Below are 22,905 nucleotides of genomic sequence, written 5' to 3' on the forward strand. Positions count from 1 at the left end.
CCTCAACGGAAGGCGGCATCGGCAGCGCGACGCTCGGCGATCTCGGTTTCGAACCGGTCTCCGATCGCCAGCAGCTGCGGCTTGTTGACAATGTTCTCGCCACGCTTCTCGAAGTGGTACTCGAGGATGTGCGTCTCGACGATCGAGTCCACCGGGCAGCTTTCTTCGCAGAAGCCGCAGAAGATGCACTTGAACAGATCGATGTCGTAGCGCGTGGTGCGGCGCGAGCCGTCCTCGCGCTTGGCCGAGTCGATGGTGATCGCCAGCGCCGGGCACACCGCTTCGCACAGCTTGCAGGCGATGCAGCGCTCTTCGCCGTTGGGATAGCGACGCAATGCGTGCAGGCCACGGAAACGCGGCGACTGCGGGAACTTCTCCATCGGGTACAGCACGGTGTACTTGGGCTTGAACGTGTATTTCAACGTCAGCCACAGGCCGCCTAGCAGTTCGAGCAGGAGCAGGCTCTTGAAGTAATGGGTGATCTTGTTCATCAGTTACACGCCCTTCTGGATCACGCCGTAAAACACCATCAACGCCGTCACTGCGATCCACACGATCGTGAGCGGAATGAACACCTTCCAGCCCAGACGCATGATCTGGTCATAGCGGTAGCGCGGGAAGCTGGCACGGAACCAGATGTAGGCGCTGGCGAAGAAGAACACCTTCATCAGCAGCCACGGCCAACCGCCCTTCCACAACCAGTCGATCCACGGCGAGATATCCGCGTTGACCCAACCCTGGATCGGGCTCAACCAGCCGCCCAGGAAGAAGATCGAGATCAGAAAGCTGACCAGGATCATGTTGGCGTATTCGGCCAGGAAGAACAGCGCGAACGCACCGCCCGAGTACTCCACCATGTGGCCGGCGACGATTTCCGATTCGCCTTCCACCACGTCGAACGGCGCGCGGTTGGTTTCGGCGACGCCGGACACCCAGTACACGATGAACAACGGGAACAGCGGAATCAGGAACCAGTCGAAGAAACCGGAGCTGCCCGCCTGCGCGAACACGATCTGGCTCAGGTTGACGCTGCCGGAAGCGATCATCACGCCGACCAGCGCAAAGCCCATCGCGATTTCGTAGCTGACCACCTGCGCGGCCGAGCGCATCGCACCCAGGAACGCGTACTTGGAGTTGGATGCCCAGCCGGCCAGGATGATGCCGTACACGCCCAGCGAGGTCATCGCCAGCAGATACAGCAAACCGACGTTGGCGTTGGACAGCACCAGCTGCGCGTCGAACGGCACTACCGACCAGGCCGCGAAGGCCGGCGCCAGGGTCAGCAGCGGCGCGATGATGAACATCGCCTTGTGCGAGCTGCTCGGTTGCACGATCTCCTTGAACAGGAGTTTGAACACGTCGGCGAAGGCCTGGAAGATGCCCATGCCCACGTACATCGGCCCGTGACGCACATGCATCCAGCCGATCAGCTTGCGCTCCCAGACCACGTAGAAGGCCACCGACACGATCACCGGCACGGTGATCAGCAGGATCTTCAGCACGGTCCACAGCACCACGCCGCCATCGCCCAAACCGACAAACCACTGGTGCAGGGGATCGACCAGGTTCAACAGCAATTCGTTCATGCAGCCACCACCGTTACACGACCGGCACCGAGCGGCGCGGTTGCGCCATGGCCGGATTCGATCCACACCGTGCCCGGTGCGACGCGCTTGTCCAGCACCACCGGCAACGTCGCCTTACCGGCGTCGGTACCGACCTTGACCATCTGACCGGCGCCGACCTGCAGCTGCGCAGCCTGCTCCGGATGCATCGCCACACACGGCGCGATGTTGAGCGGATGCGATTGCAGCGCGGCGGCGCGACGCACCACCGCATCGGTGCGATAGATCGCAGCGGTGGCGGCAACTTCCAGCCCGTCGCTGCTCGCAGCCGGCTGTGCCGAAGCGACAGGGCTGACGGAACGGTTCTGCATGCCGGCACGCAGGCCGACCAGATCGATGAATTCGAAACCGGCCAGACCCAGCTCGCCACCAAGTGCGCGCAGTACGCGCCAGCCTTCGCGGGCTTCGACCGGCAGACGACCGGCGGCACGTGCGGTCTGCACGCGGCCATCCAGATTGGTCAACGATGCGTCGATTTCCGGCAGCGCACCGATCGGCAGGATCACATCGGCCACGTCGCGCGTCGAGGCGCAGGCGAACTGGCTGAACGCGACCACCTTGGCACCCGCCAAGGCGCTGCGTGCAGCGGCGGCATCGGCGAAATCCAGACCCGGCTCGATGCCATACAGCACGTAGGCCTGGCGCGGCTGCGCCAGCATGCCGGCGACATCGCGTGCGGTCGGCAGCACACCTTGCGACACCAGACCGACCGCATTCGCACCCTGCGGGATGCGGCACAGCGAGGCGCCGGTTGCAGCAGCGAAGTCGCGTGCAGCGGCACGCAGTGCGGCAGCCTGTGGGTGGTTTTCAGCCAGTGCGCCGACCACGATCACGGCGCGCGTGGCGCCCTTGACCGCATCGCGCAACGCCGCATCGTCCAGGGCACCGGCCAGCTGCGACGGCGCAACGACCGTGCGGCTTGCCTGGGTGAAGGCAAAATCGAAATCGACCGGGTTGACCGAATGGATCTGCGTTCCGTTCTGGATGCTGGCCTTGCGCAGGCGTGCATGCAGCAACGGCAGCTCGTGGCGTACGTTGGTGCCGAACAGCACCACCACATCGGCGCGCTCGATCTCGGCCAGCGGCGTGGCGAACGCTTCGGCCACCGCGGCATCGGAGAAATCGCGATTGAGCAGGCGGTGATCCAGATTGCCGCTGTTCAGGCCTTCGGCCAGACGTGCGAGCAAGGCGCCCTCTTCGTTGGAGGTGGACGGATGCACCAGCACACCGAGCTGATCGCCGGCGTTGTCACGCAGGATCTGAGTCGCGGCGGCCAGACCTTCGGCCCAGCTCACCTCGGTCCACTGCCCGTTGACCTTCTTCAGCGGCTTGACCGCACGGTCTTCCGCATACAGGCCCTGATGCGAATAACGATCGCGATCGGACAGCCAGCACTCGTTGACCGCCTCGTTCTCGCGCGGCACGGTGCGCAGCACTTCGCCGCGACGCACGTGCAGGAACAGATTCGAGCCCATCGCATCGTGGTAGCCGAGCGACTCGCGTGCCATCAGCTCCCACGGACGCGCACGGAACTGGAACACCTTGTTGGTCAGCGCGCCCACCGGGCAGACGTCGATGACGTTGCCGGAGATTTCGGTGGTCAGCGGCTTGCCGTCGTAGGTACCGATCTGCAGGTTCTCGCCGCGATACATGCCACCCAGCTCGTAGGTGCCGGCAATGTCTGCGGTGAAACGCACGCAACGGGTGCACTGGATGCAGCGGGTCATTTCGGTGGCGACCAGCGGACCGATGTCCTCGTCCGGCACCACGCGCTTGCGCTCGTTGAAGCGGCTGACCGAACGGCCGTAACCGAGCGACACGTCCTGCAGTTCGCACTCGCCGCCCTGATCGCAGATCGGGCAGTCGAGCGGATGATTGATCAGCAGGAATTCCATCACGCTGCGCTGGTACTTCAGCGCCTTTTCGCTACGCGTGGTGACCTTCATGCCGTCCATCACCGGCGTGGCGCAGGCGGGCGACGGCTTCGGGGATTTCTCGACGTCCACCAGGCACATGCGGCAGTTGGCCGCGATCGGCAGCTTCTCGTGGTAGCAGAAGCGCGGGATCGGGATGCCGGCCTTGTCGGCCGCCTGGATGATCATCGAACCCTTCGGCACCACCAGGGACTGCCCGTCGATCTCGACGGTGACATGGTCCGGTGGCACGTTCGGGTTCACTGGTTGGGCGCTCATGCGGCCACTCCGACGTGCGTGTCGACGATCGAACGACCGTTGACGATGTAGTACTCGAACTCGTCCCAGAACTGGCGCAGGAAGCCTTGGATCGGCCACGCCGCCGCTTCGCCGAAGGCGCAGATGGTGTGTCCTTCGATCTGGCCGGCAACGGTACGCAGCTGATGCAGGTCTTCCATCGTCGCCTTGCCGGCAACGATGCGCTCCAGCACGCGGTGCATCCAGCCGGTGCCCTCGCGGCACGGGGTGCACTGGCCGCAGGATTCCTTGTGGAAGAACTGCGAGATGCGGCAGGCAAAGCGCACGCAGCACACGCTGTCATCCAGCACCACGATCGCACCCGACCCCAGGCCAGTGCCGAGCGCACGCAAGGTGTCGTAGTCCATCTGCAGCCCGGCAACCTGGTCGGCCTTCAGCACCGGCATCGACACGCCGCCAGGCACCACGCCCTTGAGCTTGCGGCCCGGACGCAGGCCACCGGCCATTTCCAGCAGTTCGTCGAAGGTGGTGCCGAGCGGCACTTCGAAATTGCCGCCCTTCTGCACGCAGCCGGACACCGAGAAGATCTTCGGGCCGCCGTTCTTGGTCTTGCTCAGCCCGAGGAACCACTCTGGGCCGTTGCGAATGATCGCCGGCACCGACGCATAGGTCTCGGTGTTGTTGATGGTGGTCGGCTTGCCGTACAGGCCGAAGTTGGCCGGGAACGGCGGCTTGTAGCGCGGCTGACCCTTCTTGCCTTCCAGCGATTCCATCAGCGCGGTTTCTTCGCCGCAGATGTAGGCGCCGGCACCCAGCGCACCGTAGATATCGATATCCACGCCGCTGCCGAGGATGTTCTTGCCCAGCCAGCCGTTGGCATAGGCATCGGCCAGCGCCAGCTCGAAGTTCTCGAACGGCTCGTGGTGGAACTCGCCACGCAAATAGTTGTAGCCCACGGTCGAGCCGGTGGCGTAGCAGGCGATCGCCATGCCCTCCACCACCGAGTGTGGGTTGTAACGCAGGATGTCGCGGTCCTTGCAGGTGCCCGGCTCGGATTCGTCCGAGTTGCACAGGATGTACTTCTGCATCGTGCCCTTGGGCATGAACGACCACTTCAAGCCAGTCGGGAAGCCTGCGCCGCCACGGCCGCGCAGGTTGGACGCCTTGACCATCTCGATGACGTCGGCCGGCGCGATCTTCTCTTCGAGGATCTTGCGCAGCGCGGCGTAGCCACCGGTTTTCAGATAGCTCTCGTACGACCACGGGGTGTCGTAGTGCAGCGTCGTGTAGACGACCTGATGCGGCAACGGCGCCGGACCGACCGGGCCTGAGGGTGCGTGATGATGTGCCATGTCTTACTCCAGCCCGTCCAGCAGCGCGTCGACCTTCTCTTTCGTCAGGTGCTCGTGGTAATGGCCGTTGATGACCATCATCGGCGCTGCAGAGCAGGCCGCCAGGCACTCTTCTTCGCGCTTGAGGTAGACGCGGCCATCGGCCGTCGACTGCCCCAGCTTGCAACCCAGTTTCTTTTCCGCGTGCGCCAGCAGATCTTCGGCGCCGTTGAGCCAGCAGCTGATGTTGGTGCAGAACGCCACGTTGTGGCGGCCGACCTTCTCGGTCTCGAACATCGAGTAGAAGCTGGCGACCTCGTAGGCCCACACCGGCGGCAGGTCCAGATACTTGGCCACGCCGACAATCAGCTCGTCGGTCAGCCAGCCCTGGTTCTGCTCCTGCGCAGCGTGCAGGCCCTGCAGCACGGCCGAACGCTTGCGATCGGGCGGGAACTTGCTCAACCAGTGATCGATGTGCGCGCGCGTCTTGTCGCTCAGCACCACCTGCGGATCGACGTCGCGCGCCGCTTCGAAATTACCCGTCGCCTTCATCGGTCAACCTCACCGAAAACCAAATCGTAAGTACCGATCATCGCCACGACGTCGGCCAGCAGATAGCCACGCACCACTGCGTCCATCGACGACAGATGCGCAAAGCCCGGCGCGCGCAGATGCACGCGGAACGGCTTGTTGGCGCCATCGGACATCAGATAGCAGCCGAATTCGCCCTTGGGCGCTTCGACCGCGCAATAGGTTTCGCCAGCCGGCACGCAGTAGCCTTCACTGAACAGCTTGAAGTGATGGATCAGCGCTTCCATGTCGTCCTTCATGCCTTCGCGGCTTGGCGGAGCGACCTTGAAATTGGTGACCATGACCGGGCCGGGGTTGGCCTTCAGCCACTTCACGCATTGCTTGATGATGCGGTTGGACTCGCGCATCTCGGCCACGCGCACCAGATAGCGGTCGTAGCAATCGCCATTGGTGCCGACCGGCACGTCGAACTCCACCGCGTCGTACTTGGCGTACGGCTGCTTCTTGCGCAGGTCCCATTCGATGCCCGAGCCACGCAGCATCGGGCCGGTCATGCCCCAGGCACGCGCCAGATCCGGGCTGATGATGCCGACGTCGACGGTACGCTGCTTCCAGATACGGTTATCGGTCAGCAGCGTCTCGTACTCGTCCACACGCGACGGGAACGTATTGGTGAAATCCTCGAGGAAGTCCAGCATCGAGCCTTCACGCGCTGCATTGAGCTTCTTCAGTGCCCCGCCCTTGTGCCAGCGGGATTCCTTGTACTTGGGCATGCGATCGGGCAGATCGCGATACACGCCGCCGGGACGGTAGTAGGCAGCGTGCATGCGCGCACCACTGACCGCCTCGTAGACGTCCATCAATTCTTCGCGCTCGCGGAACGCGTACAGCATCACCGCCATCGCGCCCAGGTCGAGCGCGTTGGAACCGACCCACATCAGGTGGTTCTTGATGCGGGTGATCTCGTCGAACATGGTGCGGATGTAGTGCGCACGCTCGGGCACTTCGATGCCCATCAGGGACTCGATCGCGCGCACGTAGGCGTGCTCGTTGCACATCATCGACACGTAATCCAGGCGGTCCATGTACGGAACCGACTGGTTGAACGGCTTGGATTCGGCCAGCTTCTCGGTGCCACGGTGCAGCAGGCCGATATGCGGATCGGCACGCACCACGGTCTCGCCGTCCATTTCCAGGATCAGGCGCAGCACGCCGTGCGCCGCAGGATGCTGCGGGCCGAAGTTCATCGTGTAATTGCGGATTTCCTGCCTGCTTTCGACAGGATTGCTCGCGAAGGCATCGGTTGCCTGGCGGAACTCACTCACTTGGCGGTCTCCGACTTGCCCACTTCACCAGCGGCAGTCTCATAACGGGCGTCGTCGCGGATCACGCGCGGCACACCGACGCGCGGCTCGACCGAGGTCACCGGCTCGTACACGACACGCTTGCGCTCATCGTCGTAACGCACTTCGACGTTGCCGATCAGCGGGAAATCCTTGCGGAACGGATGGCCGACAAATCCGTAGTCGGTCAGGATGCGGCGCAGGTCCGGATGGCCATCGAAGACGATGCCGAACAGGTCGAAGGCTTCGCGTTCGAACCAGTTCACGCCGGGCCAGATATCGGTCAACGAGGCCACCATCGGTACCTGCTCGTCCGGTGCGTAGCAACGCACGCGCAGACGCTGGTTGTGCTGGTAGGAGATCAGCTGCGCGACCACCGCAAAACGCTGCTTGGGCATGTGCTGCGGATGGGCGCCGTCGGAGCTTTCCTGGCTGGGAAATTCGCCCCAGGCGAAACGACCGACGGCCTTGCCCTCGACGCCGCGGCTGAAGCCCTGCGACGACACGTCGGCGGTATCCCACTCGTCGCTGCCGTAGCCCAGGTAATCGACGCCGCACAGGTCGCTGAGCTGTTCGAAACCGAGCTCGTCGCGCAGGGCCAGACAGGTGGCGTGCCAATCGGCCGCAGCGACTTCCAGCGTCACTTCGCCGCGCGGCAATGCCACGGCGATCTGCGCACCGGCGAAACGTGCCGCAAGTCGGTCAGTGAAGGAAGATGCTTGCTCTGCCATGGGGGCTTGGCTGCTCTCAGTAGAAGAAGACGGGTGTCAGCGCGCGATGGTCTGGGTACGCCAGATCTTCTTCTGCAGCTGCAGGATGCCGTATACCAGCGCCTCGGCGGTCGGCGGGCAACCGGGGACGTAGATGTCCACCGGCACGATGCGATCGCAACCGCGCACCACCGAATACGAATAGTGATAGTAGCCGCCGCCATTGGCGCAGCTGCCCATCGAGATGACCCACTTCGGGTCCGGCATCTGGTCGTAGACCTTGCGCAGCGCCGGGGCCATCTTGTTGACCAGCGTGCCGGCCACGATCATCACGTCGGACTGGCGCGGCGACGGGCGGAACACCACGCCGTAGCGGTCCAGATCCAGACGCGCGGCACCGGCATGCATCATCTCGACCGCGCAGCAGGCCAGGCCGAAGGTCATCGGCCACATCGAGCCGGTGCGCGCCCAGTTCAGCAGCGCATCGACGCTGGTGGTCACGTAGCCCTTCTCGAGCAGCGGGTTTTCGCCTTCCGGGCGCAGGATGTCTTCCACCCGGCCTTCCGGCATCGGGTTGGTCATCAGACGATCCAGGGTCTGAATCACTCCCATTCCAGCGCTCCCTTCTTCCACACGTAGATAAAGCCGAGGAACAACATGCCGACGAACAGGCCCATGGTGACCAGCGAACGTGCGCCGATCTCCATGAACACCTGTGTCCACGGCACGATGAAGATGATTTCCAGATCGAACACGATGAACTGGATCGCGATCAGGTAGTAGCGCACGTCGAACTTCATGCGCGCGTCTTCGAAGGCTTCGAAGCCACACTCGTAAGGCGAGAGCTTGCGCGGGTCCGGACTACGCGGACCGAGGAATCGACCGACCAGCATCAGCACGATGCCGATGCCGGTGGCGACGATCAGAAACAGCAGACTCGGCAAATATTCGGCCAGCACAGCGATTCTCTCTTGCCTCTGCCCGCACGCGCCGCGTGCCGGCATGGGGTATAGGCAGACCCCGCGCGCGACCAGCGATGCGCAGGAACTGCAGCCAAACAATGGTGCCCAAGAGGGGACTCGAACCCCTACGACCTAAGTCGCTACCACCTCAAGGTAGTGCGTCTACCAATTCCGCCACCTGGGCATACGTTGCGCCGCTGGGCATCCCAGTGCGCAGCGTATTGTAACCGGCTTCAGCGTTTTTGTGCTGGTTCTGAAGCGTTTTCTTCGCGTGCCGCGGGCGCCTGCTGCACCGGTGCGGATTGCGCCGGCGTTGCAGCCGGAGTTGCGGCGGGCACTGGCTGCGAAGGCGCGGTCGGGACTGCGCCGGCGGCCGGCACCTGCGGTAACGGCTGAGTCAGCTCGCCCGCGGCGGCGGGCGCCGGGGTGGCCGACTGCGACATCACGCCCAGGTTCTGGTCGGTCGGACGTGCGCCGTGGGTGGCGTACCACGCCATGAACAGGCTGATGCTGAAGAACACCACCGCCAGCCACTTGGTCGACTTGGACAGGAAGTTCGACGCGCCCTGCGAGCCGAACACGGTGCCCGACGCGCCGGCGCCGAAGCCGGAACCGGCTGCCGCACCCGCACCACGCTGCATCAGGATCAGCGCAATCATCGCCAGCGCGACCAGCACGTAGACCACATTGAGGATCAACATCAGCATTTCGAAATCCGTCCCCGGACAAAACTTAATGGGTTAACAAGCGGCCGCCGCACGCGCGATGGCCAGGAAATCCTCGGCGACCAGCGAGGCGCCTCCGACCAGCCCGCCATCGACGTCGGGCTGGGCAAACAGCTCGCTGGCGTTATCGGGCTTGACACTGCCCCCGTACAGGATGGGCAGAGAATCGGCGATTCTAGCATCCGCCTTCGCGACTTCGCCACGCAGGAACGCGTGCACCGCCTGCGCCTGCTCCGGGCTGGCGGTGCGGCCGGTGCCAATGGCCCAGATCGGCTCGTAGGCGAGCACGGCGCGGGCAAAGCCCGCGCTGCCCACCAGCGCCAGCACCGGCGCGAGCTGGGCGCGCAGCACCGCCTCGGTCTGGTCGGCCTCGCGCTGCTCCAGCGACTCGCCCACGCACAGCACCGGAATCAGCCCGGCATGCATGGCGGCGGCGAATTTATGCGCCACCAGCTCACTGCTCTCACGATGGTACTGGCGCCGTTCGGAGTGGCCGACCAGCCCGTACTCGGCGCCGACATCGACCAGCATCGTGGCCGAGACTTCCCCGGTGTAGGCGCCCTTCTCGTTACTGCTGACGTCCTGGGCACCGAAACACAGATGGTGTTCCTCGAAATCCTCGATCAGGTCACCCAGGTAAGGCAGTGGCGGCAGGATGACGACATCGACACCCTCCAGGGGCATGTGCGCGGCGATCTGGGCCACCAGTTCGGTGGCGAAGGCGCGGCTGCCATGCAGCTTCCAATTTCCGGCAACGATCTTTCGACGCATCAGGCGCAGGTTCCTGAGTGGAAGACAGGCGACAGAATAGCCCATGCCCTGTCGGCAGCCGGCACACTTCTGTCCATTGCCTGTCCTCCCCCTCCTCCACCAGGAACCTGCCATGTCCGTTTCGCCTGTCTTCGCGCTGGTCACCGGCGCCTCCAGCGGCATCGGCCGCGAGATTGCGCGTGCCTATGCAAGGCGTGGCGTGCCGCTGATCCTGACCGCGCGCCGGGTCGACCGGCTGCAGGCGCTGGCCGAGGAGTTGCGGCCCTTGGTGCAGGTGGAAGTGGTGCCGGCCGATCTGGGCGATCCCGCCGCGGTCGAAGCATTGGTTGCGCAGATCCAGCGCAATGGCTGGACGGTGGGCACCCTGGTCAACAACGCCGGCTACGGCGTGCCGGGCCGCTATCTGCACAACGACTGGGCCACGCACGCACGCTTTCTGCAGGTGATGGTGGGCGCGGTGTGCGAACTGACCTGGCGGCTCTTGCCGATGATTCGCGCCAGCGGCCAGGGCCGCATCCTCAATGTGGCCTCGTTCGCCGCACTGACGCCGAGTGCCGACGGGCAGACGCTGTACGCAGCCAGCAAGAGCTTCCTGCTGCGCTTCAGCGAATCGCTGGCACTGGAGAACGCCGACTGCGCGGTCAAGGTCTGCGCGCTGTGTCCCGGCTTTGCCTGGTCGGAGTTTCACGATGTCACCGGCACCCGCGCGGCGATGTCCACCCTGCCCCGCTGGGCGTGGCTGCAGGCCGACGACGTGGCCGAGTACGGCATTGCCGCGCTGGAACGCGGCCAGGTGCTGGCCGTGCCGGGCTGGCGCTATCGCCTGGTCAATGCGGCCTTGCGCGTGATGCCGCATGCGCTCGCACTGCGCCTGATGGCGCGCGGATCGCAGCGGGTGCGTCCGTTGCAGTGAGAGGCGGCGGCGCATCGGCTGCCTGCAGCGTCTTGCCTGCGCAGCCACATACCCGTGACCGCGCGCCGCTTGCAGTAGCCAGCTTGTCCGTTGCCATGGCCACCACCGATACCGGCCGCAGCCTCGCTCCTGTCTGCAGCGCAGGGCGACTGGCAATACGTCGCGAGCGGACGTCGGATGCTTTGAACGGCCCCGCCCACAGCCGCAGTCCGTGGCTGGAAACATGGTGTTACGAGCAGCGACCACGCGCGTCCATCACTGCGCGCGGCAGCGGTGCGACACCCTCAGTGATTGACGATTTCGCCATGCATGGCCGCCAGCCGCGCCAGCAGACGGTTCTGCGTGCGGCGCGGAATCTTGCGCTGATCCATCGCCCAGTTCAGATCCTCCACCAGCGCATTGAAATCGCCTTCGCGAATGGCCAGGTGCGCATGCGCCTGCTGCATCGACTTGGCGGTATCCGGGCACGGGCCGTCGACGACATGGCAGAACTTCTGCACCAGGCGCTCGTTGAGCATCACGATGTTGACGCGCGCGAACTTGTCGACGATGCGTTGATCGTCGGCGATGCGCGACAGCATGGTTTCCACCAGCGCTTCGATCCCGGCCTGCCCGCCGAGTTCGTCGTAGAGCGTGGGGCGCGGTTGCGTGGTAGTGCAGGCACTCATCAGCGCCAGCATGCACAGCAAGGGCCAGCGCAGCCGTCGATTCATCAGAACGCCACCTGCAGGGAAAGATAGGGCCCGCGCTGGTCGGTGAGCGTGGCGATGTCGCCAAGCTCGGCCCAGGCCGCGGTCAGGGACACATGCTTGCTGGGAAACCAGGCCACGAATGCATCCGCCCAGGCCTGCTCGCGGGCGAAGCCGAGATTATCGGGCTTGTCGCGGTATTCCACGCCGACCACCCACGCCGGCGACAGCACGACGGCGGCGCTGGCTTCGCCGACCAGCCGATAGGCGTTGCGGCGATCGCCGCCGAAACCGAGCAAGCCGGTCTGATTGGCGCGGGTCGCGCGCAAGGTGCCGTTGAGCAGCAGTTGATAGCCGCCCGCGGCCTGCAGGAACAACCGGCTGGCACTGACATAGACGTCGGTGCCGTGATCGTCGCGCGCGCCGATCGCCAGCGGCAGCGCGCCATTGCGCAGGCGTTTGTACTGCACGCCCACGCTGACCTGCGGCGCATGTCCGTAGACCAGATCGCCGTAGACCCGCAGCTTGGCGCCGAACACGTCCTGGCCAAGCGCATTCCACGGCAGGCCCAGCCGGTCCTGCAAGGTGCCCAGATCCAGCCGTTGCCGCGCCAGCGAAAGTTCCAGCCGGTTGCCGACCGTCAACGCGGCACCTTGCACGTCGAGCCGGTAATCGCCGCTGTCCACATGCGTGGCGAACAGCACGCTGCCCAGTTCGTCGCGGGTGCCGTAGCCCGACAGCGTGGCCCACGGCACGATGCCGCCACCGCTGCTGCCTTCGATCATCGACACGCCACCGGTGGCGAGCAGGCGCCCGTCGCCGGCGATCGCCGACGCGGGCGCGCTGGTCAGCCCGGCCAGTGCCACAGACAGCAGCGCGCCCCGCCATTTGCTCATCGATGCACTCCTGCCTGCGCCGCCGGCGCCAGATCGAGTTGCCGCATGCACCAGGCGACCAGCGGCACTTCTTCCAGTGGCGGCGAATACAGATAGCCCTGCACCATGTCGCAGCCATAACCGCGCAGCAGCCCCAGCGCGGTGGCGTTCTCCACGCCTTCGGCGATCACGCTCAAGCCCAGGTTGTGTCCCAGATCGATCGTGCTGCGCACGATGAACGCATCGTCGGTGCCCTCGGCCAGTTGCATGACGAAGCTCTTGTCGATCTTCAATTCGTTCACCGGCATGCGCTTGAGTTGCGCCAACGAGGAATAGCCGGTGCCGAAGTCGTCGATGGACAGACGCACGCCGACGCTGCGCAGCTGGTACAGCATGTGCAGCGCCGATTCGACATCGCGCATCAGCGCGCTTTCGGTCAGTTCCAGCGTCACCGACTGCGCCGGCACCGCGTGATGCTCCAGACGGCCACGCACGTAATCGGGCAAGCCGGGGTCGGACAGATCCAGTGCGGAGAGATTGATCGCCATTCCCAGTTCCAGCCCCTGCCTGCGCCAGTGCGCCTGGCAGCGCAGCGCCTCGTCCAGCACGAAGCGGGTCAAGGGATGGATCACGCCGGAGTGCTCGGCCAGCGGAATGAATTCGTCCGGGCCGATCGCCCCGAGCACCGGATGCTGCCAGCGCACCAGCACCTCGACCTGTTCGACGCGATTGTTGCGCAGGCAGATCTTGGGCTGGAAGCGCAAGGTCAGTTCGTTGCCGCCGATGGCCTGACGCAGATCGCCGGTCAGGCGCAGCCGGCGCAGATGCTGCTCGTCCTGGCCCAGGCGATACACGCTGGCGCCGACGGTGGTGACGTTGCCGCCCTGGCGCCGTGCGATGTCCGCGCGCCGCAACAAGGTGTCCGGATCGGCGCCGTGTTCGGGAATCAGGGCGATGCCGATGCTGGCTTCCAGCTGGATGCGCGCCTGCGGCAGCGCCAGCGGACGGCGCAACTGCAGCAGCAAGCGCTGTGCATCCTGCTGCACGGTGGTGACGTCGGTCTGCGCCACCACCACCATGAATTCGTCGCTGCCCAGCCGCCCGACGAGATTGGGTTCCTGCACCACGTCGGCAAGGCGGCGGCCTGCTTCGACCAGGACCTGGTCGGCGAAATCGTGGCCCAGGCTGTCGTTGAGCTCCTTGAAGCGTTCCAGATCCAGGATCAGCACTGCGGCCGTGCCGCCGGAGGCCACGGTCTGCTCCACCACGTCCTTCAGCCGCTCCAGCAACCAGATGCGATTGGGCAGACCGGTCAGGGCATCGTGGCGCGCCTGATGCAGGATGTGCTGCTCGCGGCTGGCGATCTGCTGCTGCATGCGCCCGAAGCTGTCGGCCAACTCGGCCAGTTCGCGCCCGGAGGGCACCTCGACCGCGGTGTGGTAGTCGCCTCGCTGGATGCGCCGCGCTGCCTGCACCAGCTGCGCGACAGGCCTGCTGACGCTGCGCGCCAGGAAGATCGCCACACCCAGCGCCGCAGCCGTGGCCAGGCCCGCCAGCAGCAGGATGCGCAACTTGAGCACGCGGTACGGCGCCACCGCGCGATCCAGCGAGGCCTGCAGCGCGACCCGCACATGACTGTCGCCCTGGATCGACTGCAGTTTGACCAGGTAACGCGACTCGGCCAGCGTCAACGCGACCGCCGCGCCCTGTGCGCGTTCGGCGGTCGGCAACTGCTGCGCGAACTCGGCGCGCGCGGCCGGCTCCAGCGTGGACGCCAGTACCCGCACCGGCGGACCATCGGTGAAGAAGGTCGCATCCAGCCCGGTGGTGGAACGGAAATCCTGCGCGAGACCGTCGCCGGATTCGTTGCCGATCGCGATCCAGCCCACCCGGCTCGGTGCCAGTACCTGCACCACCGCCAGCCGCACGATGCGTCGGTCCAGTGCGACCACGCCCACCGCACGCCCATCGCGCTGCGCCTGCTGCAGCAGGGTCTGCACTGCGCGCAGCTGTTCGGTTTGCGGCAGATCGGCAAGCCCGGTCAAAAATTCGCCATCCGGGGCCAGCAGCAGCGCGGTCTGCGCCGACATGCGCGCGGCGTGGTTGCGCAATGCCGATTGCATGGTCGGCACATCGCCACTGGCCACGGCCGCGCGGAAACCGAAATCGTCGGCCAGCACCGAGGCCGACTGCAGCAGTTGTTCGTCGCGGCGCAGATTGATGCGTTGCCAGACGCGTTCGCCGATCTGCAGCTCTTCGCCGAGCTGCGCCTTGACGCTGCGCTCGGTGGCGACCTGCACCGCGATGAAAGTCAACGCCTGCGTGGCGAGCACGACCAGCACCAGAAACGCCGCGATGCGGGTATGCAGGCGCATGGCCTTCATGGCTTGGGCTTCTGCGGGTCGGCGCGGCGGAACTTGTCCTGCAGCGCGCGCACGCGCGCATCCGGAGGTGCCACCGCCGGTGCGGCGCCGGTGGTCTGCAAGGTCACGCGCCGTTGCACGGCCTCGCGCGCAAGCGCCACCGGCTCGGCGAGTGCGGCGCCCTTGATGCGCGGATGCCAGACCCGCAAGGTGTAGTTGCCTGCCGGCGCGTCCAGCTGCACGCGACCGTCGCTGCCGGTCTTGCCGAAATACGGCGTGTCCAGCACCACGATATAGCCCAGCATCCAGTCGTGGATATTGCAGCCCACCGTCACCAGACCAGCCTGGTCAAAGCGCACTGGCGCGGCAGTGCTGCCCTGGAACAGCGGCAACTCAAAACGCTTTGCGGCAGAGAACGAATAGACCTGATGGCGAATCTGGTCGTTGTTGGGAAACCGCACCAGGGTACCGGTGCGCACCGCCAGCACCGCAGGCACGAACTGCGAGTTGACCTGGTCCATCTCGACGGTCCTGGGCGCCCCACCGGCGGCCACCGGACGTGCCGGCTCCAGACTCACTACCGCATCGACCAACATGCCGTTGGCATCGACGACGGTCACGCTAAGCGGCGTCGCCCACGCACAGCTTGCGGCGCAGTACGCCAGCAACCCCAAAACCGGGCCGATCCGTTTGAACCACTGCGTCTGCATGCGCCCCCCAAGCCTAGTGCAATCGGCAGCGGGCGCCAGGCGAATCCGACGTCGCGCTAGCGATCAGACTGGGTTATCGGCTGAGGTGAATGCAAGCTTTAACCGGCCGCCAGCAGAATTTTATGAACCAAACTGTGGCGGAGGTCATCGCCGATGCTGCGAGCGCAGCCGCTGGCGGCGCTGTCGCGGCTGCGAACGGATTACTTCAGCTTGATCTCGCGCAGACGTTCTTCCAGAAAACCGTGCGCGGTAATCGGCTCGGGGTAGCGGCTCGGATTGTCGGCGGTGATGCACGAAGGCAGCACGTCGATCAGGAAATCCGGATTGGGGTGCAGGAAGAACGGCACCGAATAGCGCGGCTTGCGCGCCTGTTCGCCCGGCGGATTGACCACGCGATGGATGGTGGACGGATACACGTGGTTGGTCAGGCGCTGCAGCATGTCGCCGATGTTGACCACGATGGTGTCGGCGTCGGCAGTGAACGGCACCCACTCGCCGTCGTTTGAGCGCACTTCCAGCCCGGCCGCGCTGGCGCCGACCAGCAGGGTGATGAAATTGATGTCGCCGTGCGCACCGGCGCGCACGTTGGGGATGTCGTCGCTGGTGATCGGCGGGTAGTGGATCGGCCGCAGGATCGAGTTGCCGTTGTTGGTCTTGTCGACAAAGTAGTCCTGCGGCAGGCCGATATGCAGCGCCAATGCCGACAGCACACGCGAGCCCAGCTGGTCCAGCTGCTGGTACAGCCGGTAGCCGCGCTCACGGAAACCAGGCACCTCTTCGGGCCACAGGTTTGGCGCCATCACCGCGCGGTACGGCGAATCGTCCGCGATCTCGCGACCGATATGCCAGAACTCCTTCAGATCGAAATGCTTGGAATCCTTGGCGGTCTCCACGCCGAACGCGGTATAGCCGCGCGCACCGCCGCTGCCTTCCACGTGATAGCGACGCTTGACCTCTTCGGGCAGGGCGAAGAACGCCTTGAACACGTCATACGCCGCGTCGATGTCGGCCTGCGCGATGCCGTGGTTGCGGATGCCGGCAAAGCCCCACTGCCGATAGGCCGCGCCGAGCTCGGCGACGAAGGCGTCGCGGTCGCTGTCGAAACGGGTGATGTCCAGGGTCGGGATGCGGGCGCTCATACGGATATCTGCAGTTGAAGTCGGAAGTCGAAAGGAAGGCCTGCCGCTCAGGACAGCAGGCGATACAACAGGTAGAACGTCGCGGCCTTGGCAAAGACCACGCACACACCAATGATCAGCGACTCACGCCGCGTCACGCACGGCTCCGGAAAGACGGTCGAGCGTGTCCTGCATCAGGCCGGCGTCGTCGGCTTCCACGGTCACGCGCACCACCGGCTCGGTGCCGGACGGACGCAGGAACGCGCGCCCACGGCCCTGCACGGCGGCCTGCGCCTGCTGCAGCGCCTGCTGCACGCCGGCGGCCTCCACGATCGCCTTGGCCGCCCCGCCTCCCAGCCGCACATTGACGGTCTTCTGCGGCACCTTGCTCAGGCTGCCCAGGGCCTCGCGCAGGCTCTGCCCGTCGCGCCCCAGTGCCTCGAGCACCTGTAGCGCACTGACGATGCCATCGCCGGTGGTGGCGCGATCCAGGCACAGCAGGTGGCCGGAGGTTTCGCCGCCCAGCGTGCCGCCGCCCTCGACCAGGGCCTGGTGCACGTAGCGGTCGCCGACCTTGGCGCGCTGGAACGGGATGTGCAATGCGGCCAGCGCCTGTTCCAGACCGTAGTTGGTCATCAAGGTGCCGACCACGGTGCCGGTGAGCCGGCCGCTGGCCTGCCAGGAGCGCGCGAGCACGTAGAGCAGATCGTCGCCATCGACCGGGTTGCCCTGGTCGTCGGCCATCAGCACGCGGTCGCCATCGCCATCGAAGGCGATGCCGAGCTGCGCACCGCTCTCGCGCACCTTGGCAGCGAGGTTGTCGATATGGGTGGAGCCGACACCGGCGTTGATATTTAGACCGTCCGGTGCGGCACCGATGACGACCACGTCCGCACCCAGCTCGCGGAACAGCATCGGCGCGATGTGATAGGTCGCGCCATGCGCGCAGTCCAGCACCATCTTCAGGCCGTGCAGGGTGAACCCGCGCGCCACGCTGGCCTTGCAGAATTCGATGTAACGGCCGATCGCATCGCGGGTGCGGATCGCCTTGCCCAGGCGCTCCGATTCCACGGTGTGGAACGACTCGTCCAGCGCGGCCTCGATCGCCGCTTCGGTGGCGTCGTCGAGCTTCTCGCCTTCGGCGGAAAAGAACTTGATGCCGTTGTCGTAATGCGGGTTGTGCGAGGCACTGATCACCACGCCGGCATCGGCGCGCAGAGTGTTGGTCAGGAAGGCGATGGCCGGGGTCGGCATCGGGCCGATCAGCTGCACGTCGGCGCCGGCGGCGACCAGGCCGGCTTCCAACGCGGCTTCGAACATGTAGCCGGAGATCCGGGTGTCCTTGCCGATCAGCACCAGCGGGCGCTTGCTGCGGCCCTGGGTGAGCACCCGACCGAGCGCATTGCCCAGTCGCAGCACGAAATCGGCCGAGATCACGCCCTGCCCGACCCGACCGCGGATGCCGTCGGTTCCAAAATACTTGCGACTGCTCATGCGTTACGGTGTTCCTGCCTACGGGTGGACGCACACGCAGCGGCGCGTGCGACGGTGTCGCGCATGCGCGCAACCACTGGCCTCATGCGGCCGCGTCCTGCGGATGCGGCTGGCGCATCATCATCGCGGTCAGATCGGCGATGCGGTCGCGCATGTCGCGGCGGTCGCAGATCTGGTCGATGGCACCGTGGTCGAGCAGGAACTCCGAACGCTGGAAGCCTTCCGGGAGGGTCTCGCGCACGGTCTGCTCGATCACGCGCGGGCCGGCGAAGCCGATCAGGGCATGCGGCTCGGCGATATTGATATCGCCCAGCATCGCGAACGAGGCCGACACGCCACCGGTGGTGGGATGGGTCAGCACCGAGATGTACGGCAGGCCGGCTTCGCGCAGGCGACCGAGCGCGGCGGAGGTCTTGGCCATCTGCATCAGCGAGAACAGGCCCTCCTGCATGCGCGCCCCGCCGCTGGCGGAAAAGCACACGAACGGGCAGCCGACTTCCAGCGCCACTTCGGCCGCGCGTGCGAAGCGCTCGCCGACCACCGAGCCCATCGAGCCGCCCATGAAGGCGAAGTCGAAGGCCGCGGCGACCAGCGGATTGCCCTTGAGCGTGCCGCGCATGGCGATCAGTGCGTCGTACTCGCCGCTGCTCTTCTGGCTGGCCTTGATGCGCTCGCCGTAGCGCTTCTGGTCCTTGAACTTGAGCACGTCGACCGGGCCCAGCTGGGCGGCGATCTCGGTGGTCGCGGTGTCGGGATCGAACAGCGAGTTCAGGCGCGCGCGCGCGCGGATCGCCATATGGTGGTCGCACTTGGGACACACCTCGAGGTTTTCCTCGAGCTCGGGGCCGTACAGCGCGCTGCCGCAGTTGCTGCACTTCTCCCACAGGCCCTCGGGGACGCTGCGCTTCTTGGCCGGGGTGTTCTCGGTGCGGATGCCGGAGGGCATCAATTTGCTGAGCCAGCTCATGCGTGTATGACAATCCATGCAGGGCGGCCATGTGGGCCGCAGAGGGGCGACAGTCTAACGCGCCGGGAGAAAGCCGAGGTAGCGCGGAGGCTAAATGCGGGGCCGGCATGGCCCGGCCAGCGCCTGCCGCGCCGGCGCTTGAAGGCAGGCGCGCCAGATGGAGCGCAGGCCGCGCCGTCTCCCCCGGAGCAGAGAGCGGCGTTGGCTTCAGGCCTGGTCGAGCGCCTGGCGCAGTGGGGCCAGGAAGGCTTCGGCGCGTTCGCGGGCGCTGCGGACGTCGGTGGCCTCGGCCAGCGCGGCGACCAGGGCGCTGCCGACCACCACACCTTCGGCGTCGACGGCCATCGCGGCGGCGCTGGCGGCGTCCTTGATGCCGAAGCCGGCCACCACCGGAGCGCCGGCACGCCGGCGCAGCTGGCGCAGGCGGTCGCTGGCGGCATGGGTGTCGAGCAGATTCGAGGCGCCGGTGACGCCGGCGAAGCTGACGTAGTACAGATAGCCCTGAGCGCTGCTGCACAACATGTCCAGGCGCTGCTCGCTGGTGGTCGGCGAGGCCAGCGCGATCAGGGCCAGGCCGACCTCGGTGAAGATGGCGCGGGTCTCGGCCGCTTCTTCGGGCGGCAGATCGACCAGGAGCAGGCCATCCACACCGGCAGCGACGGCGGCTTCGGCAAAGCGCCGGGTGCCGTGGATCTCGATCGGGTTGAGGTAGCCCATCAACACCACCGGCGTGGCGGCGTCTTCGCGGCGGAATTCGTGCACCGCCTCCAGCACGTAGGCAAGGCCGGCACCACGACCCAGCGCGCGCTCGGAGCTGCGCTGGATGGTGGGGCCGTCGGCCATCGGGTCGGAGAACGGCACGCCCAGCTCGATGACGTCGGCACCGGCACGTACCAGCGCGTGCATGACCGGTACGGTGGCTTCCAGCGACGGGTCGCCGGCGGTGATGAAGGGGATGAGCGCCTTGCGGCCATCGGCGCGCAGGCGCTGGAAGGTTTCGTCGATACGACGCATTGAAAGACCTTGCAAGAAAGTTAGAGGCGGTGCGACCGCTTCAATGGATGTCCTGGTACATGGCAGGCGGCAGTTCGGTCAATGCCTGGGCCTCGACCTCGAGGTCGAAACTGTCCAGGCAGCAGCCGCAGCCGCTGTTTTCCGAGCAGCTGCGGATCTGCGGCGCCCAGCGGTCGAGCCAGGCGAACAGCAGCTCCTGCTCGCCCGGTTGGTCGGCCAGCGCGGTCACCGTGACGCGCCGCAGTGGCATCAGACCTGCACGCCTTCGCGCGCGGCGATGGTGTGCACGTCCTTGTCGCCGCGGCCGGACAGGTTGCACAGGATCAGCGCGTCCTTGGGCATCTCGCGCGCGAGCTTGATCGACTGCGCCACCGCGTGGCTGGATTCGAGCGCGGCCAGGATGCCTTCGGTATGCGCCAGCAGATGGAAGGCGGCCATCGCTTCGTCGTCGGTGATGCCCTGGTAGACCGCGCGGCCGCTGTCGGACAGGAACGAATGCTCCGGGCCCACGCCCGGGTAATCCAGCCCGGCGGAGATCGAATGGGTTTCGGTGATCTGGCCGTCGTCGTCGCAGATCACATAGGTGCGGTTGCCATGCAGCACACCGGGGCGCCCGGCCGCGATCGACGCCGCATGACGGCCGCTGGCGATGCCGTCCCCGGCCGCTTCGGCGCCGTAGATCTTGACGCCCGGGTCGTTGAGGAAGGCATGGAACAGGCCGATCGCATTGCTGCCGCCGCCGACGCAGGCGCTGATCGCATCCGGCAGGCGGCCGAAGTCTTCCAGCATCTGCGCGCGCGCTTCACGGCCGACAATCGCATTGAAGTCGCGCACCATGCGCGGATACGGATCCGGGCCGGCCACGGTGCCGATGATGTAGAAGGTGTCCTGCACGTTGGTGACCCAGTCGCGCATCGCCTCGTTGAGCGCGTCCTTGAGCGTGGCCGAGCCGGAGGTCACCGGGATCACCGTGGCGCCCAGCAACTTCATGCGGTAGACGTTGATCTTCTGCCGCTCGATGTCGGTGGCACCCATGTAGACCACGCACTCCAGGCCCAGCCGCGCGGCGACCGTGGCGCTGGCCACGCCATGCTGGCCGGCGCCGGTCTCGGCGATGATGCGGGTCTTGCCCATGCGGCTGGCCAGCAGGGCCTGGCCGATGGTGTTGTTGATCTTGTGCGCGCCGGTATGGTTCAGGTCCTCGCGCTTGAGCAGGATCTGCGCGCCGCCCACTTCGCGGCTCAGTCGCTCGGCATGATAGATCGGGCTGGGCCGGCCGACGTAATGCTTGAGATCCTTGTCGTACTCGGCAATGAAGGCCGGATCCTGGCGCGCCTGGTCGTAGGCGGCAGCCAGCTCCTGCAACGGGCCGATCAAGGTCTCGGCGACGAACCGGCCGCCGAACTTGCCGAAGTGGCCGGCAGCGTCCGGATAGGCGTGAAAGTCACTGATGGGCTGGGCCGACATGGGAATCCTCTGCAGCGATGCGGTCATACAAGAAGCATTACTGTAGCGCAGCCACGGCGCGCGATAAATCGATAAGATTGCCGCAACCTGTGACCTGGACTCACATATGAGCACCCTGCTTCCCCCGCTTGCAGCGCTGCGCGCGTTCGAATCCGCCGCGCGTCTGCAGAGCGTCAGCCGGGCCGCGCAGGAGTTGCACGTGACCCATGGCGCCATCAGCCGGCACGTGCGCTCGCTGGAACAGGCGCTGGGCGCGGCGCTGTTCACCCGCCAGGGCCGCGGCCTGGTGCTGACGCCTGCCGGCGCCCGGCTGCGCGATGCGACCGGTGAGGGCTTTGCGCTGATCGGCGACACCTGGGCGACATTGCGGCGCCCCAGCAGCGAGGCGCCGCTGGTGCTGGGCTGCTCGGGCAGCCTGCTGGCGCGCTGGGTCATCCCGCGGCTGGGCCGGCTGCAGCGGGATCTGCCGCAGGTGCGCCTGCACCTGTCGGCCAACGAGCAGGCGCCGGGCCCGGATCTGGACGGGCTGGATGCGGCACTGCTGCTGGACACCCCGCCCTGGCCAGGCGACTGGCAGGTGCACGAGCTGGGGGTGGAGTGGATCGGTCCGGTGCTGAGTCCGCAGTTGGCATCTGCAACACAGCTCGCTGGCAGAGCGCCTGCCGCCCTGCTCGATCACGCCTTGCTGCATACCCGCTCGCGCCCGCAGGCCTGGCCGGAATGGGCGCAGAGCCACGGCGTGGCAGCCGAAGCGCTGCGCTTCGGCACTGAATTCGAACATCTGGTCTACCTGCTGGAAGCCGCCGCCGCCGGCCTGGGCGTGGCGATCGCACCGCAACCGCTGGTTGCCGCGGACCTGGCCGCCGGACGCCTGCTGGCGCCGTGGGGCTTCACGCCAACCCGCGGCCGCTGGGTGCTGTGCGCCGCAAGGCGCAACCCGGACCCGCGCATCGAACAGCTCGCCGGCTGGTTGCGTAGCGCGCTTTCAGAAGATCAGCAGCGCACCACGGATGCCGCAAGCGTCTGATTGGAACGCTCAGTGATCGGCGAAACAGCGACCGAACAATCGATCATCAGAGAAGCGAAAGATCTAGGGCAATCAAAACAACGAAGCAGACTGCCTACT

Annotated in this window: 23 protein-coding genes and 1 tRNA gene; 2 read left to right on the forward strand and 22 right to left on the reverse strand. The window is 66.1% G+C overall.

Annotated elements, in window-relative coordinates:
* Nucleotides 1-2: 2 nt before the first annotated feature.
* The 12 genes from nuoI to tpiA all read right to left on the reverse strand — a co-directional run bounded on the left by nuoI (nt 3) and on the right by tpiA (nt 10,169).
* The gene (nuoI, locus tag GGR73_RS07775; protein ID WP_002810206.1) at nt 3-491 is read right to left on the reverse strand and encodes an NADH-quinone oxidoreductase subunit NuoI; all 489 of its coding nucleotides are present in this window, start codon (nt 489-491) and stop codon (nt 3-5) included.
* A 3-nt stretch (nt 492-494) separates the two neighbouring features.
* On the reverse strand, nt 495-1,586 hold the full coding sequence (gene nuoH, locus GGR73_RS07780) for an NADH-quinone oxidoreductase subunit NuoH (RefSeq protein ID WP_039522183.1): 1,092 nt from the start codon (nt 1,584-1,586) through the stop codon (nt 495-497).
* Nucleotides 1,583-3,817: an NADH-quinone oxidoreductase subunit NuoG gene (nuoG, locus tag GGR73_RS07785; RefSeq protein ID WP_184456299.1), complete on the reverse strand. Its 2,235-nt coding sequence runs from the start codon at nt 3,815-3,817 to the stop codon at nt 1,583-1,585. Before nuoG ends, nuoH begins: the two co-directional genes overlap by 4 nt.
* Nucleotides 3,814-5,148, reverse strand: a complete 1,335-nt coding sequence (gene nuoF, locus GGR73_RS07790; RefSeq protein ID WP_024937978.1) for an NADH-quinone oxidoreductase subunit NuoF — start codon at nt 5,146-5,148, stop codon at nt 3,814-3,816. Before nuoF ends, nuoG begins: the two co-directional genes overlap by 4 nt.
* 3 nt (nt 5,149-5,151) lie before the next feature.
* On the reverse strand, nt 5,152-5,679 hold the full coding sequence (gene nuoE, locus GGR73_RS07795; protein WP_016902996.1) for an NADH-quinone oxidoreductase subunit NuoE: 528 nt from the start codon (nt 5,677-5,679) through the stop codon (nt 5,152-5,154).
* Nucleotides 5,676-6,983 (reverse strand): NADH-quinone oxidoreductase subunit D, encoded by a 1,308-nt coding sequence (locus GGR73_RS07800; protein WP_024937979.1) that lies wholly within the window; start codon nt 6,981-6,983, stop codon nt 5,676-5,678. Before GGR73_RS07800 ends, nuoE begins: the two co-directional genes overlap by 4 nt.
* Complete coding sequence (locus GGR73_RS07805) at nt 6,980-7,732, reverse strand: NADH-quinone oxidoreductase subunit C (protein ID WP_016902994.1); 753 nt, start codon at nt 7,730-7,732, stop codon at nt 6,980-6,982. Before GGR73_RS07805 ends, GGR73_RS07800 begins: the two co-directional genes overlap by 4 nt.
* A gap of 36 nt (nt 7,733-7,768) precedes the next feature.
* Nucleotides 7,769-8,323: a NuoB/complex I 20 kDa subunit family protein gene (locus tag GGR73_RS07810; protein WP_016944318.1), complete on the reverse strand. Its 555-nt coding sequence runs from the start codon at nt 8,321-8,323 to the stop codon at nt 7,769-7,771.
* Nucleotides 8,314-8,670: an NADH-quinone oxidoreductase subunit A gene (locus GGR73_RS07815; RefSeq protein ID WP_003485539.1), complete on the reverse strand. Its 357-nt coding sequence runs from the start codon at nt 8,668-8,670 to the stop codon at nt 8,314-8,316. The genes GGR73_RS07810 and GGR73_RS07815 overlap by 10 nt, the downstream gene beginning before the upstream one ends.
* A gap of 102 nt (nt 8,671-8,772) precedes the next feature.
* Nucleotides 8,773-8,857, reverse strand: a tRNA-Leu gene (locus GGR73_RS07820).
* A gap of 49 nt (nt 8,858-8,906) precedes the next feature.
* The gene (gene secG, locus GGR73_RS07825) at nt 8,907-9,380 is read right to left on the reverse strand and encodes a preprotein translocase subunit SecG (protein ID WP_184456301.1); all 474 of its coding nucleotides are present in this window, start codon (nt 9,378-9,380) and stop codon (nt 8,907-8,909) included.
* A gap of 33 nt (nt 9,381-9,413) precedes the next feature.
* Nucleotides 9,414-10,169, reverse strand: a complete 756-nt coding sequence (tpiA, locus tag GGR73_RS07830; protein ID WP_024937982.1) for a triose-phosphate isomerase — start codon at nt 10,167-10,169, stop codon at nt 9,414-9,416.
* 112 nt (nt 10,170-10,281) lie between these two features.
* Between tpiA and GGR73_RS07835 the strand changes: the two genes are divergently transcribed.
* Nucleotides 10,282-11,082, forward strand: coding sequence for an SDR family NAD(P)-dependent oxidoreductase (locus GGR73_RS07835; protein WP_104590007.1), 801 nt, complete (start codon nt 10,282-10,284; stop codon nt 11,080-11,082).
* A 284-nt stretch (nt 11,083-11,366) separates the two neighbouring features.
* On the opposite strand, the gene GGR73_RS07840 is transcribed toward GGR73_RS07835, so the two are convergent.
* The 10 genes from GGR73_RS07840 to trpB form a co-directional block, all read right to left on the reverse strand.
* A complete protein-coding gene (locus tag GGR73_RS07840; RefSeq protein WP_184456303.1) occupies nt 11,367-11,795 on the reverse strand; it encodes a group I truncated hemoglobin in 429 nt (142 codons plus the stop codon).
* On the reverse strand, nt 11,795-12,667 hold the full coding sequence (locus GGR73_RS07845; protein WP_184456305.1) for a DUF3034 family protein: 873 nt from the start codon (nt 12,665-12,667) through the stop codon (nt 11,795-11,797). The genes GGR73_RS07840 and GGR73_RS07845 overlap by 1 nt, the downstream gene beginning before the upstream one ends.
* Nucleotides 12,664-15,030: an EAL domain-containing protein gene (locus tag GGR73_RS07850; RefSeq protein ID WP_184456307.1), complete on the reverse strand. Its 2,367-nt coding sequence runs from the start codon at nt 15,028-15,030 to the stop codon at nt 12,664-12,666. Before GGR73_RS07850 ends, GGR73_RS07845 begins: the two co-directional genes overlap by 4 nt.
* Complete coding sequence (locus GGR73_RS07855) at nt 15,027-15,719, reverse strand: methylamine utilization protein (protein ID WP_024937987.1); 693 nt, start codon at nt 15,717-15,719, stop codon at nt 15,027-15,029. The genes GGR73_RS07850 and GGR73_RS07855 overlap by 4 nt, the downstream gene beginning before the upstream one ends.
* 200 nt (nt 15,720-15,919) lie before the next feature.
* Entirely contained in the window at nt 15,920-16,858 is a 939-nt protein-coding gene (locus tag GGR73_RS07860) for an isopenicillin N synthase family dioxygenase (RefSeq protein ID WP_016902985.1), read from the reverse strand.
* A gap of 123 nt (nt 16,859-16,981) precedes the next feature.
* Complete coding sequence (gene glmM, locus GGR73_RS07865; RefSeq protein ID WP_184456309.1) at nt 16,982-18,331, reverse strand: phosphoglucosamine mutase; 1,350 nt, start codon at nt 18,329-18,331, stop codon at nt 16,982-16,984.
* Between the two features lie 82 nt (nt 18,332-18,413).
* Nucleotides 18,414-19,298, reverse strand: a complete 885-nt coding sequence (gene accD, locus GGR73_RS07870; RefSeq protein WP_046343350.1) for an acetyl-CoA carboxylase, carboxyltransferase subunit beta — start codon at nt 19,296-19,298, stop codon at nt 18,414-18,416.
* 207 nt (nt 19,299-19,505) lie between these two features.
* Nucleotides 19,506-20,312 (reverse strand): tryptophan synthase subunit alpha, encoded by an 807-nt coding sequence (trpA, locus tag GGR73_RS07875; RefSeq protein WP_024940825.1) that lies wholly within the window; start codon nt 20,310-20,312, stop codon nt 19,506-19,508.
* Between the two features lie 40 nt (nt 20,313-20,352).
* Nucleotides 20,353-20,562, reverse strand: coding sequence for a hypothetical protein (locus GGR73_RS07880; protein WP_016903690.1), 210 nt, complete (start codon nt 20,560-20,562; stop codon nt 20,353-20,355).
* Complete coding sequence (gene trpB / locus GGR73_RS07885) at nt 20,562-21,779, reverse strand: tryptophan synthase subunit beta (RefSeq protein ID WP_016903691.1); 1,218 nt, start codon at nt 21,777-21,779, stop codon at nt 20,562-20,564. The genes GGR73_RS07880 and trpB overlap by 1 nt, the downstream gene beginning before the upstream one ends.
* Before the next feature lie 106 nt (nt 21,780-21,885).
* On the opposite strand from trpB, the gene GGR73_RS07890 reads away from it, so the two are divergent.
* The gene (locus GGR73_RS07890; RefSeq protein ID WP_102251721.1) at nt 21,886-22,806 is read left to right on the forward strand and encodes a LysR family transcriptional regulator; all 921 of its coding nucleotides are present in this window, start codon (nt 21,886-21,888) and stop codon (nt 22,804-22,806) included.
* Nucleotides 22,807-22,905: the final 99 nt, after the last annotated feature.

The organism is Xanthomonas sp. F14 (assembly GCF_014199865.1).